Genomic DNA, 14,461 nt, shown 5'->3' on the forward strand with positions numbered 1-14,461 from the left:
TTCCTGGACCCGATCGTGCCGCATCGGTCACACCCAGGTCACGGGGTGGTTGGCCGTGTCGGGGGCGGGGCAGTCGACGACGTGCCCGCCTCCCTCCGCCGACGACTCGACCACCTCGTGCGACGGCTGGACGCCGACCGCTACCTGCAGCTGGTGCTGCTGGGCTTCGGCGGCTCCATCGTGGTCACCCGGCTGTACCTCGAGCTGACCGACTACCCCACCGTGGGCGGGGACACCCTGCACATCGCCCACGCGGTGTGGGGCGGACTGCTGCTCTTCGTCGGTGGAGTGCTGCCGCTGGTGCTGGCCAACCGCTCCGCGCTGCCCTGGGCGGGGCTGCTCACCGGCATCGGTGCCGGGCTGTTCGTCGACGAGATCGGCAAGTTCATCACCGTCGACAACGACTACTTCTTCGCCGCCGCCGCGCCGGTGGCCTACGCGGTGTTCGTGCTGGCGCTCTGGCTGTACTTCCGGGTGCGCGGACAGCGCGACGACTCGCCCCGCGCCGAGCTGCACGCCGCCCTCGAGCTGCTCGGCGACGTGGTCGACCGCGACCTCTCCCGGGACGACCGGCGCGAGCTGGAGCGGCGGCTGGAGTCCGCCGGCCGTTCGGACGTCGAACGGCTGTCCCGGCTGGCGGGCGAGCTGCTCGAGCTGACCCGCAGCGGCGCCCTGGACGGCGGCATCGAGGAGCCGGGGCGGCTGCGCAGGCTGGCCGACCGGGCCGGGGCCTGGGCCGACCGGCACCTCGCCGGTCCCCGGCTGCGCCGCCTCACCGTCGGCGCCCTGGTCGCGCTGGGGGTGGTCGCCGTCGGCGACCTGGCGGTGGTCGCCACCATCGGCGTCGACCTGCTCGACGGGACGACGACGTCGCTGGCCGACGCGGCGAACGACTACGCCCGGGTGGGCATCCAGGACGGGCTGGGCGTCACGCTGCTGCTCCTGCGGGTCGGCCTGGACCTGGTCGTCGGCGTGCTGCTGCTGGTCGCGGCCGTGCTGCTGCTCCGGGGCCGCGACCGGCGCGGGGGTGGAGATCGGCCAGGGCGGCCTGCTGCTGGCCCTCACCCTGGTCAACGTGCTGCTCTTCTACACCGAGCAGTGGGTCGCCGCGGGGGCGGCGACCGTCGAGCTCGTCGTCCTCGGCCTGGTCTGGCGGTTCCGCCGTGACGCGCTGCAGGAGCAGCCCGACGGCTCCGACGACGAGCCCGCCGAGGTCAGAGAGCCGGCCGGACGAACGAGTTGACCTGGCTGGTGATCACCTTCGGGAAGGTCTCGAAGGCGGTGGCACGCTCGGCCGAGGCGTTGTAGGTGGCCTCCACCTCGCGGAAGCGGTCCTCGTCGCCGTCGAGCTCGACGGCCCAGACGAAGGCGTCGTTGGTCTCGTCCACCCACGGCTGGAGCACCCGGAAGCCGTACTGCCGGCGGACCGGGACGATCGAGGGGAACCAGGCGAGGAAGTCGGCCATCCGGCCCGGCTCGACGGCGTAGCGACGCAACTGCACGGTCGTGGTCATGCGCGCAGTGTGCCGGGGCCGCAGGGCGGCCCCGGCACGCACCTCACGCCGGGGGTGCGTAGAACTGCAGGTCGTTGCCCTCGGTGTCCTTGAAGGGCGCGATCTTGCCCCACGGGTGCTCGCTGATCCCGCCGGTGAACTCCACCCCGGCGCCCTGGAGCCGCTCGACCTCGGACTCGATGCCGCCGTCGGGCTGGAAGGTGATCACCGCGCCGCCGTGCGAGTGGCCGGTGTCCTCACGCCCGTTCAGCCCGATCATCAGGCCGTTGGCGTCGAACTCGCTCCAGTCCTCGGTGACCTTGCCCTCGGGCAGGCCCAGGACGTCCCGGTAGAAGGCCCGGGCCCGCTCCATGTCGTCCACGGGCACCCACACGCTCGCCACTCCGCTGGCCATGTCGTTCTCCTTCGCTCGTCGGATGTCTCCACGCCTCGTGCCCGCCGGGCCGGGATCGCAACCGTCGGGGGAGACTGACGGCATGGCCGATCGCAACTGGGGTTTCCGCACCCGGGCCCTGCACGCCGGGGGTCAGCCCGACCCCACGACCGGGGCGCGGGCGGTGCCGATCTACCAGACCACCAGCTACGTCTTCGAGAGCGCCGACGACGCCGCGAACCTGTTCGCACTGCAGAAGTACGGCAACGTCTACACCCGGATCGGCAACCCGACGGTCGCCGCGTTCGAGGAGCGGATGGCCTCGCTGGAGGGCGGGCTCGGGGCGGTGGCGACGTCGTCCGGGCAGTCCGCGGAGTTCCTGACCTTCGCCGCGCTCGCCGGCGCCGGGGACGAGATCGTCGCCGCGGCCTCGCTCTACGGCGGCACGATCACCCAGCTCGACGTCACGCTGCGCCGGTTCGGGGTGACCACCACGTTCGTGCGGGGCAACGACCCGGCCGACTACGCCGCGGCGATCACCCCGCGCACCAAGCTGCTGTTCGCCGAGGTGGTGGCCAACCCGGGCAGCGAGGTCAGCGACATCGCGGGCCTGGCCGAGGTCGCGCACGCCGCGGGCATCCCGCTGGTGGTCGACGCGACCACGGCGACGCCGTACCTCTGCCGGCCGATCGAGCACGGTGCCGACCTCGTGATCCACTCGGCGACCAAGTTCATCGGCGGGCACGGCACCACGATCGGCGGCGTCGTCGTCGACGCCGGCACCTTCCCGTGGGACAACGGCAACTTCCCACAGATGACCGAGCCGACGGAGTCCTACGGCGGCATCTCCTGGTGGGGCAACTTCGCCGAGTACGGCTTCCTCACCAAGCTGCGCAGCGAGCAGCTGCGCGACATCGGCGCCTCGCTCAGCCCGCACAGCGCGTTCCTGCTCATCCAGGGCGTGGAGACGCTGCCGCAGCGGATGCGTGAGCACGTCGCCAACGCCCAGCGCGTCGCCGAGTGGCTCGACGCCGACGAGCGGGTCGCCTGGGTGCGGTACTCCGGGCTGCCCGACCACCCGCACCACGCGCTGGCCGAGAAGTACCTGCCCGAGGGCCCGGGGGCGGTGTTCAGCTTCGGCGTCGTCGGGGGCCGCGAGGCCGGCCGGCGGTTCGTGGAGTCGGTGGAGCTGTGCAGCCACCTGGCCAACATCGGCGACGCCCGCACCCTGGTCATCCACCCGGGCTCGACCACGCACGGCCAGCTCTCGGTGGAGCAGCTGGAGACCGGTGGGGTGTCCCCGGACCTGATCCGCATCTCGGTGGGGCTCGAGGACGTGGAGGACGTGCTGTGGGACCTGGACCAGGCGCTGACCCAGGCGGTGCGGGCGTGAACCCGACCGCCGGCGAACGGCAGACGATCCTCGACCGCACCCGCACGGTCGCCGTCGTGGGCGCCTCGGACAACCCGTCCCGGGCCTCCTACTTCGTGGCCACCTACCTGCTGTCGACCACGCCGTACGAGGTCTGGTTCGTCAACCCGCGGGTGAGCGAGATCCTCGGCCGGCCGGTGTACCCGTCGCTGGCCGAGCTGCCCGGCGTCCCGGACCTGGTCGACGTCTTCCGCAAGCCCGCCGACCTGCCCGGGGTGCTCGAGGAGACGATCGCGGTCGGCGCGCGCACCTTCTGGCTGCAGCTGGGGCTCTCCGACGACGCCCTGGCCGCGAAGGCCACCGACGCCGGCCTCGAGGTGGTCATGGACCGCTGCCTGAAGATCGAGCACGCCCGCTTCCACGGCGGCCTGCACCTGGCCGGCTTCGACACCGGCGTGATCAGCTCCCGCCGCCGTCCGGCCCGCCGCTGAACCAGGGGTGGCGGGCCGTTCTGCACGGTGGCGAGCCGGTGCAACGCCCCGCCACCGTCAGAAGTGACCCGCGCCCCCGGTCCCACCGGGGCCGAGGGGGCCACCCAGGGTGTCCTGGGCCCGCCACAGCCAGCCGTCGTCAGCCGTCCCGGTCCGGACCTTCCCGACCGGGCGGGCCCGTTCGCCGAACTCGCGGTGCCGCGGGCCGGGCAGCGCCAGCTCCCGCAGCACCCGGGCCCGCAGTCGTGACCACTCCTCGGCCAGCATCCGGTAGGTGATCCGGACGAAGCGGATGCCGAACGACCGCAGCAGGTCCTCGATGCGCTTCTCCTCCCACACGTCGGTCCGCTGGTCGGCTGGGCCCAGGTACTTCGAGCGTCCGTCGAACTCCACGGCCAGCGCCGCCTCGGGGTACCACCCGTCGACCACCTTGAGCAGCTCGCCGTCGAGCCAGATCTCGACCTGGGGGACGAAGGGCGGCAGTCCACCGGCCGCGAAGGCCAGTCGACCGCAGGTCTCGAGCCAGCTCTCCGCCCGGCCGTCCGCGAGCTCCAGGACCCGCCGCACCGCGGGTGTGCCGGCAACGGTGGCGTGTCGCTCGAGCGTCTCGACCAGCTCCTCGCGTGTGGTCAGCCCTCGGAGGAGCGCGGCGTCGGCGGCAGCCACGGCATCGACCTCCCGCCAGGTCCGGGCCACGTCCACCACCGTCCGACCGGGGGTGGTGAGCAGGTAGGCGCCCCGGCGGGTCACCTCGTCCGTCGGCAGGGCTGCCCGGTGGAGCACCCAGTCGCGGCCCCGGCCACCCACCCCGGCCGGGTCGACGAGGTGGACCCGGTCGACGGTGCCGTGGCGACGGGCCGAGCGGGGCAGGCCCCAGACCCAGGCGGCCGTGCCTGCGGCCAGCGGCGCCGCTCCGCCGCCGACGGCCGCGCTCACCGCCAGGGCCCGCAGTCCCGGCAGTCGACGGGTGCGCTCGACCTCGGCCAGGTCGGCGGCCGAGACGTAGGCGCCCCGCCGCACCTGGCGCAGCTCGCCCGCACGGACGGCCGCCGCGATCTCCCGGTCGGTCACCCCACGGGCCAGGAGGGCAGGGCGGGTGACGAGGCCCAACCGGTGGCGCGCGGCCTCCCGGGTGGTCAGCGGCAGCACGAGGGTCATGCCCCGACCGTGACCCGCGCCGCGGCCGCCCGGGGTCCGGGGAACGGATCTGTGGACACCGCCGGCGGGTGTGGACGCCGGCGAGCGCGTCGGGCCTGGGTCTGCTCCTCGGGGTCGGGGGCCGTTCTGCACGGTGGTGGACCGGTGCAACGGCCCGCCACCGGGGGGAACCACCCGCCGGCTGCCCGCGCGGCAGGGGAGGATGGGGCGGTGAGGTCACCCACCGACGGCTGGACGCGCTGCTCGCTGGGCCACCGGCACTGGGGGCTGGCCGGGGCGGCCGGGCTGCTGGTGCATCGCCGGGGGGCCGACGGCGTGGAGCTGCTGCTGCAGCACCGGGTCGAGTGGAGCCACCACGGCGGCACCTGGGGCACCCCCGGCGGGGCGCTGCACCCGGACGAGTCCGCGGTGGACGGTGCGCTGCGCGAGGCGGGGGAGGAGCTGGGGCTGACGGCGTCGGCGCTGGTCCTGGGCGCGCAGAGCGTCGACGACCACGGCGGCTGGAGCTACACCACCGTGCTGGCCACCCCGGTCGGTGACCTGGAGCCGGCGGACCTGCAGCTCAACGACGAGAGCGTCGGGGTGGCCTGGCTGTCGCCCACCGACCTCGGGGTGCCGCTGCACCCGGGCCTGGCCGCCTCGCTCCCCACGCTGCTGCCGCTCCTGGGCTGACACGTTCGGGTGGACGTCGGCGCGGCTCGTCCTGTGCCGGAACGGGAGCGTGCAGGATCGTCGGGCACGGGTCACCCCTCGAACTGCGGAGTCCACCGGATGCGCCTGCCGCGCCTCGTCCTCACGTCCCTCGCCGCCGCTCTCGTCGGTGCCGTCGCCCTCCCGGGGGTCGCGGCCGCCGCCCCGCCGCGGGGCGCCTACGGGCTGCCCACGGGTGGGGGTGCCGCTGCCGGCAGCTACGACACCGCGGTGGTGGGCTTCCCCGGCATCGAGCGGTCGACGACCAGTGGGCTGGCGCCGACCACGCCGACGACGTCCGCCCTCTTCCTGAACGCGGCCACCCCGTTCGGGGCCGTCTTCGGCACGTCGGCCGGGCAGTCCTACCTCTCGGTCCGGACCGGTGCCCAGGCGACGACCACCGTCCTCACCCTCGCCTCCCCTGCACCGGCCGGCTCCTGGGGCTTCGCGCTCGGCGACGTCGACGCCGAGTCGTTCGTGGTCACCGGCACCGGTGCCGACCAGCAGCCCCTCACCGCCGCGGAGCTGGGGGTGCAGGCCGCGTTCTCCCTGTGCGGCGCAGACCCGGCCGACAGCACCGACCCAGGGGTGTGCCCCGGCCCGGAGGCCGGCAACGTCCCGGCGATCAGCTCGGCCGGGGGTGCCGTCACCGTCGCCGGGACCGCCGACAACGCCACGGGTCTGGACTCCGAGGGAGCGTCCGCCTGGTTCCGGCCGACCGCGGAGGTCACCTCCGTCACCCTCGTCTCCACCCGCCGGCCCACGGTCGGCACCACGCCCACCGCGCAGCTCTGGGTCGCCGCCCTGGCCGCGACCCTCTCCGGGACCGTCACCCCGCCACCGGCCACCCCCGAGGCCCCGGTCGCGGGCCTGACAGTGACCCTGGAGACCCCCGAGGGCGAGCCGCTGGTCGATCCGGCGACCGACGCCCCCGCCAGCACGGTGACCGGTCCCGACGGCGCGTTCGACTTCCCCGCCGTCGTCGCCCAGCCGGTGGTGGTCGTCGTCGCTCCGCCGGCCGGGGTGGACGCCGCACCGACCACCGTGTCGGTCGACCTGTCCGACGGCGACGTCCTCGACGTGAGCGCCGCCCTGCCGGTCGCGGCAGCGCCCCCGGTCACCCCGCCGACGACCCCACCCGCGACGCCGACCGCGACGTCCTCCGCGCCGGGCGCCGTCCCCGTGGCCCCGGTCGCCGTCACCCCCGCCCCGCAGCTGGCCGCCACCGGCACCCCGGTCGGCCTGCTCGCCCTGGGCGGTGGCCTGCTGCTGGCGGCGGGGTCCGGCACGGTGCTGGTCAGCCGGGCCCGCGCCGGGCGATGATCCCGCGGTGACCGACCGACGGACCGCTGCCCGGGTCTTCCACACCGTGCTCGCGGTGCTGGTGACCGTCTCCGTGCTCACCGAGCTCGGCCGGGCGGTGACCGGCGCGAACGTGCTGGTGCCGACGAACGACCCGGGCACCGGGATGCGGGTGCTGCGGTTCTTCTCCTACTTCACGGTCCAGAGCAACCTGCTGCTGCTGGCCGCGGTGCTGCCGCTGACCCGGGACCCCGACCACGACGGCCGGGGTTGGCGGGTGCTCCGGCTGACCGCGCTGCTGGGCATCACGGTGACCGGGCTGGTCTACGTGTTCGTGCTGGGCCCGACGCTGGACCCGGTCGGGCTGGGGTGGTGGACCAACGCGGGGCTGCACTACGCCGCGCCGCTGCTCGCCGTCGTGGGCTGGCTGGCCTTCGGGCCGCGCCCGCGGGTCACCGGGCACACCGTGGGCTGGTCGATGGCCTGGCCGGTGGGCTGGATCGGCTACGCGCTGGCGCTGGGCGCGCTCACCGACTGGTACCCCTACCCGTTCATGGACGTCGTCGAGATCGGCTACCCGACCGCGCTGCGCAACCTGGCGTTCGTCGCGGTGCTGGCGATCGCCCTGCTGCTGCTGTTCCGGCTGGTCGACCGCCGGCTCCCGGCCACGGAGGTCAGCCCGGCACGACGGTGACCGCGGCCATCCGGTGGTCCCCGAGGGACAGCCGGGTGACGACGGGGTCGGTGCCGACCAGGCCGCCCAGGGACAGCAGGTGGTCGAACTGCACCTTGGGGTCCGGGGCCGGCCAGGTGCGCTCGCTGACCAGCCGGCGGCCACCGGTGACCACCGAGGACAGCGAGCCGCCGAGGTTGAGGTCGCCGGCGACGAGCACCGGGCCGGGCAGCGAGCGGGTCCAGCGGTGCACCCGGCGCAGCTGCCGGGCCGCCGAGGGGGCGGAGAAGGACAGGTGCGTGCCGACGACGGTCACCCCGTCGAGCTCGGCGGCGATCGCGGCGCGGGGCTCGTCGGGGAACCACCACAGCTTCCGGTCGCCGGTGCGCGGGTCCGGTGCCACCAGCGGCAGCTTGAGCGGGCCGGCCCGCAGACCCAGCACGTGCCAGCGGCGCACCGGCAGCCGGCTGAGCAGCGCCACCCCGTAGTGCGGTCCGGTGACGGCGTCGCCGGGCCCCTGGAGGACGCCGTCCAGCGCCGTCCAGGAGGCGAACGGGTCGGGCGTGCCGGCCAGGGTCGGGGCGAACCGCCAGTCGGTGGCCCCGACCGCCTCGGCCACCGCGGCGGGCTGGTGCACCCGGTGCGAACGCGCCTGCTCGACGTCGACCTCCTGGAGTGCCAGCACGTCGACGTCCAGGTCGGCGAGGGCGCCCGACAGGTCGTCGCGGGAGGCGGACCGGCCCGAGGAGTCGCGCCCGGAGGCCAGGTTCAGGGTGCCGACGCGCATGGGCCCACCCTGCGGGTTCTGGGTCGGGCGCGCGCGGGCTACGGTCGCCTGCGTGAGTGCACTCGAGGGCGTCTCCGAGACGTTCGACCCGGCCGCCTGGCAGACCGTCGAGGGCTTCGAGGGCCTGACCGACCTGACGTACCACCGGGCGGTGGACGCCGGCGTCGTGCGGGTGGCCTTCGACCGACCCGAGGTCCGCAACGCCTTCCGGCCGCAGACCGTCGACCAGCTGCTGCAGGTCCTGGAGCACGCCCGGCTGGCCACCGACGTCGGCTGCGTGCTGCTCACCGGCAACGGCCCGAGCCCCAAGGACGGCGGCTGGGCCTTCTGCTCCGGCGGGGACCAGCGGGTGCGCGGCAAGTACGGCTACGAGGCCGGCGCCGGGGTGAGCGGGCGGCTGCACATCCTGGAGGTGCAGCGGCTGATCCGCTTCATGCCCAAGGTCGTCATCGCGGTGACCCCCGGTTGGGTGGCCGGCGGCGGGCACAGCCTGCACGTGGTCAGCGACCTGACCCTGGCCAGCGCCGAGCACGCCCGGTTCAAGCAGACCGACGCCGACGTGGGCAGCTTCGACGGCGGGTTCGGCTCGGCCTACCTGGCCCGCCAGGTGGGGCAGAAGTTCGCCCGGGAGATCTTCTTCCTCGGTGACGAGTACTCCGCGGCCGACGCGCACCGGATGGGCATGGTCAACGCCGTCGTCCCGCACGCCGAGCTCGAGGCCACCGCCCTGGACTGGGGCAGGCGGATCGTGGCCAAGAGCCCGACCGCGCAGCGGATGCTCAAGTACTCCTTCAACGCCATCGACGACGGGCTCGTCGGTCAGCAGCTGTTCGCCGGGGAGACCACCCGGCTGGCCTACATGGCCGAGGAGGCCGTCGAGGGGCGGGACTCCTTCCTGGAGAAGCGGCCGGCGGACTTCAGCCGGTTCCCCTGGCACGTCTGAGGAGGCGCACGTGATCGTCGAGGTGCTGGGCCCGGACGACGTCCGGGTGGTCGACGTGGACGACCTGACGAGGTTGCACCTCGCGCTGGGGGTGGTCGACGCCGCGGAGGCCGACGCCGCCCTGCGCGCGGCCGGTCTGGGCCGGCTCGACGGGCCGGACGACGCGGTGCTGGACACGGCCGCGCTGCGGGCCGCTGCGCAGCTGCCGGACACCGACCCGGGCTGGGTCGGCATGCTCCGCTACGCCGAGCAGCACGGCTGGCTCGTGGAGGACGGCGCCGGGATCCGGGTGCACGTGGAGTCCGCCGCCGGCTGAGGTGACTGGTTGAACACGTGACGACCTGTTTTCGTCACGCCGAGTGACACCAGGCTGACGGCGTAAGGGACACGCGGAATTGTCGGACGTCGGTCGTTGTGGTGACTCCACTCCTAGAGGCACCATGGGGTTGTGACGAGCACCAATGACGTTCCCGCACCGGCGCTGGTGCGTTCCCCAGGACGGCCCCTCAGCCCCGAGCTCAGCGACCAGCTGACCTCGGTGGCGGTCGACATCCTGGCCGACGAGGGGTGGGGCCGGCTCAACAGCGACCGGGTCGCCGCCCGTGCCCGGGCCGGCAAGGCCGGCATCTACCGGCGCTGGCCCACGATGGCGGCGCTGGCCCGGCACGCGGTCACCGGCTTCCAGCTGGTCCGCACCCCGGAGGACTCCGGCTCCGTACGCGGCGACCTCACCGAGCTGCTCGGCCCCTGGACGCGCCCGCTGGACCGCGAGGAGCGCGCCGCGGCCAGCCTGGTCGGCGCCGCCCGGCACGACCCCGAGCTGCGTGCCGGGCTCGACTCGGCGGTCGTCCAGCCGTTGGCCGCGGTGCTCACCGAGATCACCGACCGCTCGGCCGACCGGGGCGTCGTCGTCCCGGAGAACCGGCGCGCGCTGCTGGGCACGCTGGTCCAGGCCCTGTGGTGGGAGCGCTACACCGCCTTCGCGGTGCCGCTGACCGACGCTGAGGTCGACGAGCTCGTCGCCGAGGTGCTGCTGCCCGTCGTCGAGCCGGCAGCGGTGCTCTCGGCCTGAGCCCGGTCGTCGAGCACCTGCAGCCCCGCCGCGATCGCGTCGAAGACCGCGGTGGTCGTGGCCGCGATGTCGGCGTCGGTGACGTCGGCCTGCTCGCTGAGGATGAGCCGCCGCTGGGCCACGATCAGCACCCGGGCGGCGCTGAGGAACTGGCCGGCGACCAGGTCGGCGGACAACTTCAGTCGAGGCGAGTCGGTCTCCCACGCCTCCAGGACGGCGCGGGCCAGGGTCCGTTCGGCCACCCGGTAGCGCTGTGACTCGGCCGCACGCAGGGCGTCTGACTCGCTGAGCACCTCGAGGTAGCGCCGTCGCTCCGGGCGGCTGACCGAGGCGGGGTAGGAGTTGATCTCCCGCTGCAGGAAGTCGCGCAGCGCCGCGACCGGCCCGACGCCGTCGGACCGCTCCCGCACGGCCTGGGCGGGCCGGTCCACCCACGGGGTGCGGTCGGCGAAGAAGAGGTCCTCCTTCGCCGCGAAGTGGTTGAAGACGGTCTGCACGGCCACGTCGGCCCGCTCGGCGACGTCGGCGATGGTCACCGCGTCGAAGCCCCGCTCGGCGAACAGCAGGTGTGCGGCGTCACGGATCTCGGTGCGCGTCAGTGCCTTCTTCCGCGCCCGCCGGTCGCTGCCCTCCTGCACGCAGGCAGCGTAGGCAGGGGTCACGCCCGGGGGAAGCGCGTCAGCGGCGGGTCGTGACGCCCGTCCAGTCCCCGACGACGGCGGCCGACCAGGACCGGACCAGCGCGGGCAGGTCCACCACGTCGAGGTCGGCGGCGACGTCGGCGACCGTCGTCGTCCACTGCTCGGGCCGGACGGCGGGGGCCGCCGACCCGTCGCCGAGCAGCTGCCGCAGCCGGGCCAGTGCCGCCGCGTCGTCCCCGAGCGGGTGCTGGGCGTCGTAGGTGGCCTCGGCCAGCTCCAGGACGCCGGCGGCCCGCAGGTCGCTGGGGGCCTCGTCGCGCAGGCCCCGGACCGTGACGTCGAAGAGCCGGGTGCAGGCGGGGGAGGCGCCCTCGTGTCGGACCTCGAGACCGGGGACCGCGGCCAGCACGGCGCCGCACCCGGGGCAGCGGGAGACCATGCCCGACGGTTCGGGCAGAGCCGGGGGAGCGGCGGCCGGGGACGGGTCAGACGGCACCCGGCGATCCTGCCGCACGCAGCGGCGGCCCGCCCGCCGCCGGGGGGAGACTGTGCGGCATGTCGCTGACCACCGGCCCCGGCCCGCTCGCGCACGCCAACCGCGGGCGGTTCAACGTCGACCTGTCCGCCGCCCCGGCCCACCTCCTCTACCTGCACGCCGTGCCCCAGCGGGTCCGCGGCGTCCTGGCCGGTCAGACCGTCGTGGACACCGAGCGGGCGGTGCTGCTGCACGAGAGCGCGCTGCTGCCCCAGTGGTACGTGCCGCGCGAGGACGTCCGGTTCGACCTGCTCACCCCGACCGCCACCAGCACGCACTGCCCGTTCAAGGGCGACGCCGTCTACTGGTCGCTCACCGTCGGCGACCGGGTGGTGGAGGACGCCGTCTGGGGCTACCCCGAGCCGCTGGACGCCGTCCCCGAGCTGGCCGGGCTCGTCGCCTTCTACTTCGGCGAGCTGGACGCCTGGTACGAGGAGGACGAGCTGGTCTTCGGCGGCCATCCGCGCGACCCCTTCCACCGGGTGGACACCCGGCGCAGCAGCCGTGAGGTCACCGTCACCGTGGGCGGCACCGTCGTCGCACGGACCGACCGGGCCGTCGCGCTGTACGAGACCGGCCTGCCCACCCGCTGGTACCTGCCCCGCGAGACGGTCGACCCGGCAGCGCTGACGGCGTCGGACACCCGCAGCGAGTGCCCCTACAAGGGCGTGGCGAGCTACGCCCACCTCACCGTCGACGGCACCCGGCGGGAGGACCTGCTGTGGTCCTACGTCGCGGCGTTCCCCGAGGCCCAGGGCGTGGCCGGGTACTGGGGCGTGGACGACTCCGCCGAGGACGTCGAGGTGCGGGTCGGGTGAGAGCGCCCCTGCTGCTGGTCGGCGCGCTGATGCTGGCCGGCTGCGGCAGCCCGCCCGCGGCCTCGACGATCAGCGCCGCCCTGCAGGACGACGGCGCCCCCGCCGCGCTGGCCGACTGCTTCGCCGCGGGCCTGCTGGACGCCGACGTCTCCGGCAGCACGCTGGACACGTTCGCCGAGCAGGGCGCGGTCGACGACGAGGGCGCCGACGTCGAGCTCGACGTCGACGACCTGCCCGTCGCCGACGCCCTGCTGGCCGACTGCGCGGAGCAGACCACCTCGGGTTGAGCCCACCGGCCCCTGGGCACCGCGGGGACCGTGCCCGCACCCGTGATCGCTGTCCTGGACGTCGACGGCACCCTCGTCGACTCGAACTACCACCACGCGCTGGGCTGGTACCGGGCGTTCCGCTCGGTGGGGGAGACCTTCCCGGTGTGGCGGCTGCACCGGCTGATCGGGATGGGCGGGGACCAGCTGGTGGCCGCGATCGGCGGGCAGGAGCTGGAGGACCGGGTCGGCGACGAGGTGCGGGACCGCTGGGCGGCCGAGGTGGAACCCCTGCTCGGTGAGCTGTCCCCGCTGCCCGGCGCCCGGGACCTGCTGGTGGCGATCCGCGACCGCGGCCACCGGCTGGTGCTCGCCAGCTCCGGCAAGCAGTCGCAGGTCGACGGCTACCTCGACCTGCTCGACGCCCGGGATCTCGCCGAGGACTGGACCACCAGCGACGACGTCGAGTCTTCCAAGCCCGCGCCGGACCTGCTGCAGACCGCGCTGCGCAAGCTGGGCGAGCCCGCGGACGCACCCGCCGTGCTGATCGGGGACTCGGTGTTCGACGTGGAGGCGGCGAAGCGGGCCGGCATGCCCGCCATCGCCGTCCGCTCCGGTGGCTTCGGGGACGACGAACGATGCGAGGCCGGCGCCGTGGCTCTGTACGACACCCCGGGCGACCTGGCCGCCGACCTCGACGCCACCGCGCTCAGCTGACGGCGGCGAACCGCTCGACGTAGTCGGCCACGGTCACCATCGGCGGCCGCTGGTCGACCGCGACCGGGATGCTGGTGGGCACGAAGCCCTCGCCGTCGTGCGCGAACTGGGTGAGCAGCCCGCCCGGTGCCGAGCGGTGCCGGTTGCCGCGCTGGGAGCGGGCCAGCACGGTCGACAGGATCTGACCGGCCATCGCGCCGAGCGCCTCGTCGGTCTGGTGCGAGTGCACCCGGGTGCCGAGGTCGACCTGGGCCAGGCCGGGCAGGCCGCAGACCTGCAGCAGGTCGACCAGCAGACCCACCTCGACCCCGTAGCCGGAGACGAAGGGCACCTGCTCCAGGGCCGAACGCCGTCCGGCGTACTCCCCGCCCAGGGGCTGCACGAAGCCGGCCAGCTCGGGCCACAGCGCGTTGAGCAGCGGTCGCGCGGTGAGCTCGGTGACCCGGCCGCCGCCGGCCGCGCGCACCTCGCCGTCCACGGACAGCGGGCGGGTGTAGCAGCCCTTGACGTAGTCGACCCGCGGGTCGGTGAGCAACGGGCCGAGCAGGCCCGGCACGTAGTGGCTGACGTCGTTGAGCAGGTCGGAGTCGATGAACACGACCAGGTCTCCGCTGGTGGCGGCCAGGGACTTCCACAGCGCCTCGCCCTTGCCGCGGCGCGACCCGTGGCCGGGCAGCACGTCGGCGGTGGCCACCACGTCGGCGCCGGCGGCCCGGGCGATCGCGGCGGTGTCGTCGGTGGAGTCGGAGTCCATCACCAGGACCTCGTCGACCAGCTGCACGTCCTCGACCCAGCGGGTGACCAGGTCGCGGACCAGCCCGCCGACCGTGGCCGCCTCGTTGCGCGCGGGGAGCACGACCGAGATCCGGTGGCCCCCGCGGCGCTTGGCCGCGAGCAGGGCGGGGACGTCGATCTCGGCCAGGGAGGTGGCCGAGGTGGTGCGGTGCTCGAACCAGGCGCGGGCGTCGGGTCTCATGCGCCCACTGTCAGACACCCCTGCCTCTCCTGTCGCGTCCGCAGGGGCGGGTTCACGCGATCTTCACGTCCGGCGCGGCGCGGGGCACACGCCCGTAACGGAGCCTGACCAGGCCGTTCCCGCCGTCCACCGG

At 74.7% G+C, this 14,461-nt stretch carries 19 protein-coding genes; 12 read left to right on the plus strand and 7 right to left on the minus strand.

The window, feature by feature from the left end:
• The first annotated feature begins 81 nt into the window (after nucleotides 1-81).
• Nucleotides 82-1,167 (plus strand): hypothetical protein, encoded by a 1,086-nt coding sequence (locus F1C76_12050; GenBank protein QNG37221.1) that lies wholly within the window; start codon nucleotides 82-84, stop codon nucleotides 1,165-1,167.
• 47 nt (nucleotides 1,168-1,214) lie between these two features.
• On the opposite strand, the gene F1C76_12055 is transcribed toward F1C76_12050, so the two are convergent.
• Complete coding sequence (locus F1C76_12055) at nucleotides 1,215-1,514, minus strand: hypothetical protein (protein ID QNG37222.1); 300 nt, start codon at nucleotides 1,512-1,514, stop codon at nucleotides 1,215-1,217.
• 43 nt (nucleotides 1,515-1,557) lie between these two features.
• Nucleotides 1,558-1,887: a hypothetical protein gene (locus tag F1C76_12060; GenBank protein QNG39200.1), complete on the minus strand. Its 330-nt coding sequence runs from the start codon at nucleotides 1,885-1,887 to the stop codon at nucleotides 1,558-1,560.
• A gap of 103 nt (nucleotides 1,888-1,990) precedes the next feature.
• On the opposite strand from F1C76_12060, the gene F1C76_12065 reads away from it, so the two are divergent.
• Nucleotides 1,991-3,280 (plus strand): O-acetylhomoserine aminocarboxypropyltransferase/cysteine synthase, encoded by a 1,290-nt coding sequence (locus F1C76_12065; protein ID QNG37223.1) that lies wholly within the window; start codon nucleotides 1,991-1,993, stop codon nucleotides 3,278-3,280.
• Nucleotides 3,277-3,750, plus strand: coding sequence for a CoA-binding protein (locus tag F1C76_12070; protein ID QNG37224.1), 474 nt, complete (start codon nucleotides 3,277-3,279; stop codon nucleotides 3,748-3,750). Before F1C76_12065 ends, F1C76_12070 begins: the two co-directional genes overlap by 4 nt.
• Before the next feature lie 57 nt (nucleotides 3,751-3,807).
• On the opposite strand, the gene F1C76_12075 is transcribed toward F1C76_12070, so the two are convergent.
• Nucleotides 3,808-4,908 carry a type IV toxin-antitoxin system AbiEi family antitoxin domain-containing protein gene (locus F1C76_12075; protein QNG37225.1) on the minus strand — a complete coding sequence of 367 codons (1,101 nt, stop codon included), beginning with the start codon at nucleotides 4,906-4,908 and terminating at the stop codon, nucleotides 3,808-3,810.
• Nucleotides 4,909-5,118: 210 nt separating this feature from the next.
• Here F1C76_12075 and F1C76_12080 point away from each other — a divergent pair, with 210 nt between their 5' ends.
• From F1C76_12080 to F1C76_12090, 3 genes are all read left to right on the plus strand, one after another.
• Entirely contained in the window at nucleotides 5,119-5,580 is a 462-nt protein-coding gene (locus tag F1C76_12080; protein ID QNG37226.1) for an NUDIX domain-containing protein, read from the plus strand.
• A gap of 99 nt (nucleotides 5,581-5,679) precedes the next feature.
• Complete coding sequence (locus F1C76_12085; GenBank protein QNG37227.1) at nucleotides 5,680-6,921, plus strand: hypothetical protein; 1,242 nt, start codon at nucleotides 5,680-5,682, stop codon at nucleotides 6,919-6,921.
• A gap of 7 nt (nucleotides 6,922-6,928) precedes the next feature.
• Nucleotides 6,929-7,594 carry a hypothetical protein gene (locus F1C76_12090; GenBank protein QNG37228.1) on the plus strand — a complete coding sequence of 222 codons (666 nt, stop codon included), beginning with the start codon at nucleotides 6,929-6,931 and terminating at the stop codon, nucleotides 7,592-7,594.
• On the opposite strand, the gene F1C76_12095 is transcribed toward F1C76_12090, so the two are convergent.
• Nucleotides 7,575-8,360 carry an endonuclease gene (locus F1C76_12095; GenBank protein ID QNG37229.1) on the minus strand — a complete coding sequence of 262 codons (786 nt, stop codon included), beginning with the start codon at nucleotides 8,358-8,360 and terminating at the stop codon, nucleotides 7,575-7,577. The genes F1C76_12090 and F1C76_12095 overlap by 20 nt on opposite strands.
• On the opposite strand from F1C76_12095, the gene F1C76_12100 reads away from it, so the two are divergent.
• The 3 genes from F1C76_12100 to F1C76_12110 all read left to right on the plus strand — a co-directional run bounded on the left by F1C76_12100 (nucleotide 8,359) and on the right by F1C76_12110 (nucleotide 10,375).
• A complete protein-coding gene (locus tag F1C76_12100) occupies nucleotides 8,359-9,303 on the plus strand; it encodes a 1,4-dihydroxy-2-naphthoyl-CoA synthase (GenBank protein ID QNG37230.1) in 945 nt (314 codons plus the stop codon). The two genes, F1C76_12095 and F1C76_12100, sit on opposite strands and share 2 nt — an antisense overlap.
• A gap of 10 nt (nucleotides 9,304-9,313) precedes the next feature.
• A complete protein-coding gene (locus tag F1C76_12105) occupies nucleotides 9,314-9,619 on the plus strand; it encodes a hypothetical protein (protein QNG37231.1) in 306 nt (101 codons plus the stop codon).
• A 165-nt stretch (nucleotides 9,620-9,784) separates the two neighbouring features.
• Nucleotides 9,785-10,375, plus strand: coding sequence for a TetR family transcriptional regulator (locus F1C76_12110; GenBank protein QNG39201.1), 591 nt, complete (start codon nucleotides 9,785-9,787; stop codon nucleotides 10,373-10,375).
• Here the strand turns inward: F1C76_12110 and F1C76_12115 are convergent.
• On the minus strand, nucleotides 10,273-11,037 hold the full coding sequence (locus F1C76_12115) for a TetR family transcriptional regulator (GenBank protein QNG37232.1): 765 nt from the start codon (nucleotides 11,035-11,037) through the stop codon (nucleotides 10,273-10,275). The genes F1C76_12110 and F1C76_12115 overlap by 103 nt on opposite strands.
• A 16-nt stretch (nucleotides 11,038-11,053) precedes the next feature.
• Nucleotides 11,054-11,512 (minus strand): hypothetical protein, encoded by a 459-nt coding sequence (locus tag F1C76_12120; protein QNG37233.1) that lies wholly within the window; start codon nucleotides 11,510-11,512, stop codon nucleotides 11,054-11,056.
• A 59-nt stretch (nucleotides 11,513-11,571) separates the two neighbouring features.
• On the opposite strand from F1C76_12120, the gene F1C76_12125 reads away from it, so the two are divergent.
• Genes F1C76_12125 through F1C76_12135 form a run of 3 tightly spaced genes read left to right on the plus strand, consistent with a single transcriptional unit; the run spans nucleotide 11,572 to nucleotide 13,352 of the window.
• Entirely contained in the window at nucleotides 11,572-12,369 is a 798-nt protein-coding gene (locus F1C76_12125; GenBank protein QNG37234.1) for a DUF427 domain-containing protein, read from the plus strand.
• Nucleotides 12,366-12,656, plus strand: coding sequence for a hypothetical protein (locus F1C76_12130; GenBank protein QNG37235.1), 291 nt, complete (start codon nucleotides 12,366-12,368; stop codon nucleotides 12,654-12,656). The genes F1C76_12125 and F1C76_12130 overlap by 4 nt, the downstream gene beginning before the upstream one ends.
• Before the next feature lie 30 nt (nucleotides 12,657-12,686).
• On the plus strand, nucleotides 12,687-13,352 hold the full coding sequence (locus F1C76_12135; protein ID QNG37236.1) for an HAD family hydrolase: 666 nt from the start codon (nucleotides 12,687-12,689) through the stop codon (nucleotides 13,350-13,352).
• Here the strand turns inward: F1C76_12135 and F1C76_12140 are convergent.
• Complete coding sequence (locus F1C76_12140) at nucleotides 13,345-14,328, minus strand: glucosyl-3-phosphoglycerate synthase (protein ID QNG37237.1); 984 nt, start codon at nucleotides 14,326-14,328, stop codon at nucleotides 13,345-13,347. The genes F1C76_12135 and F1C76_12140 overlap by 8 nt on opposite strands.
• Nucleotides 14,329-14,461: the final 133 nt, after the last annotated feature.

It is taken from the genome of Geodermatophilaceae bacterium NBWT11 (genome assembly GCA_014218215.1).
Classification (GTDB): Bacteria; Actinomycetota; Actinomycetes; order Mycobacteriales; family Geodermatophilaceae; genus Klenkia.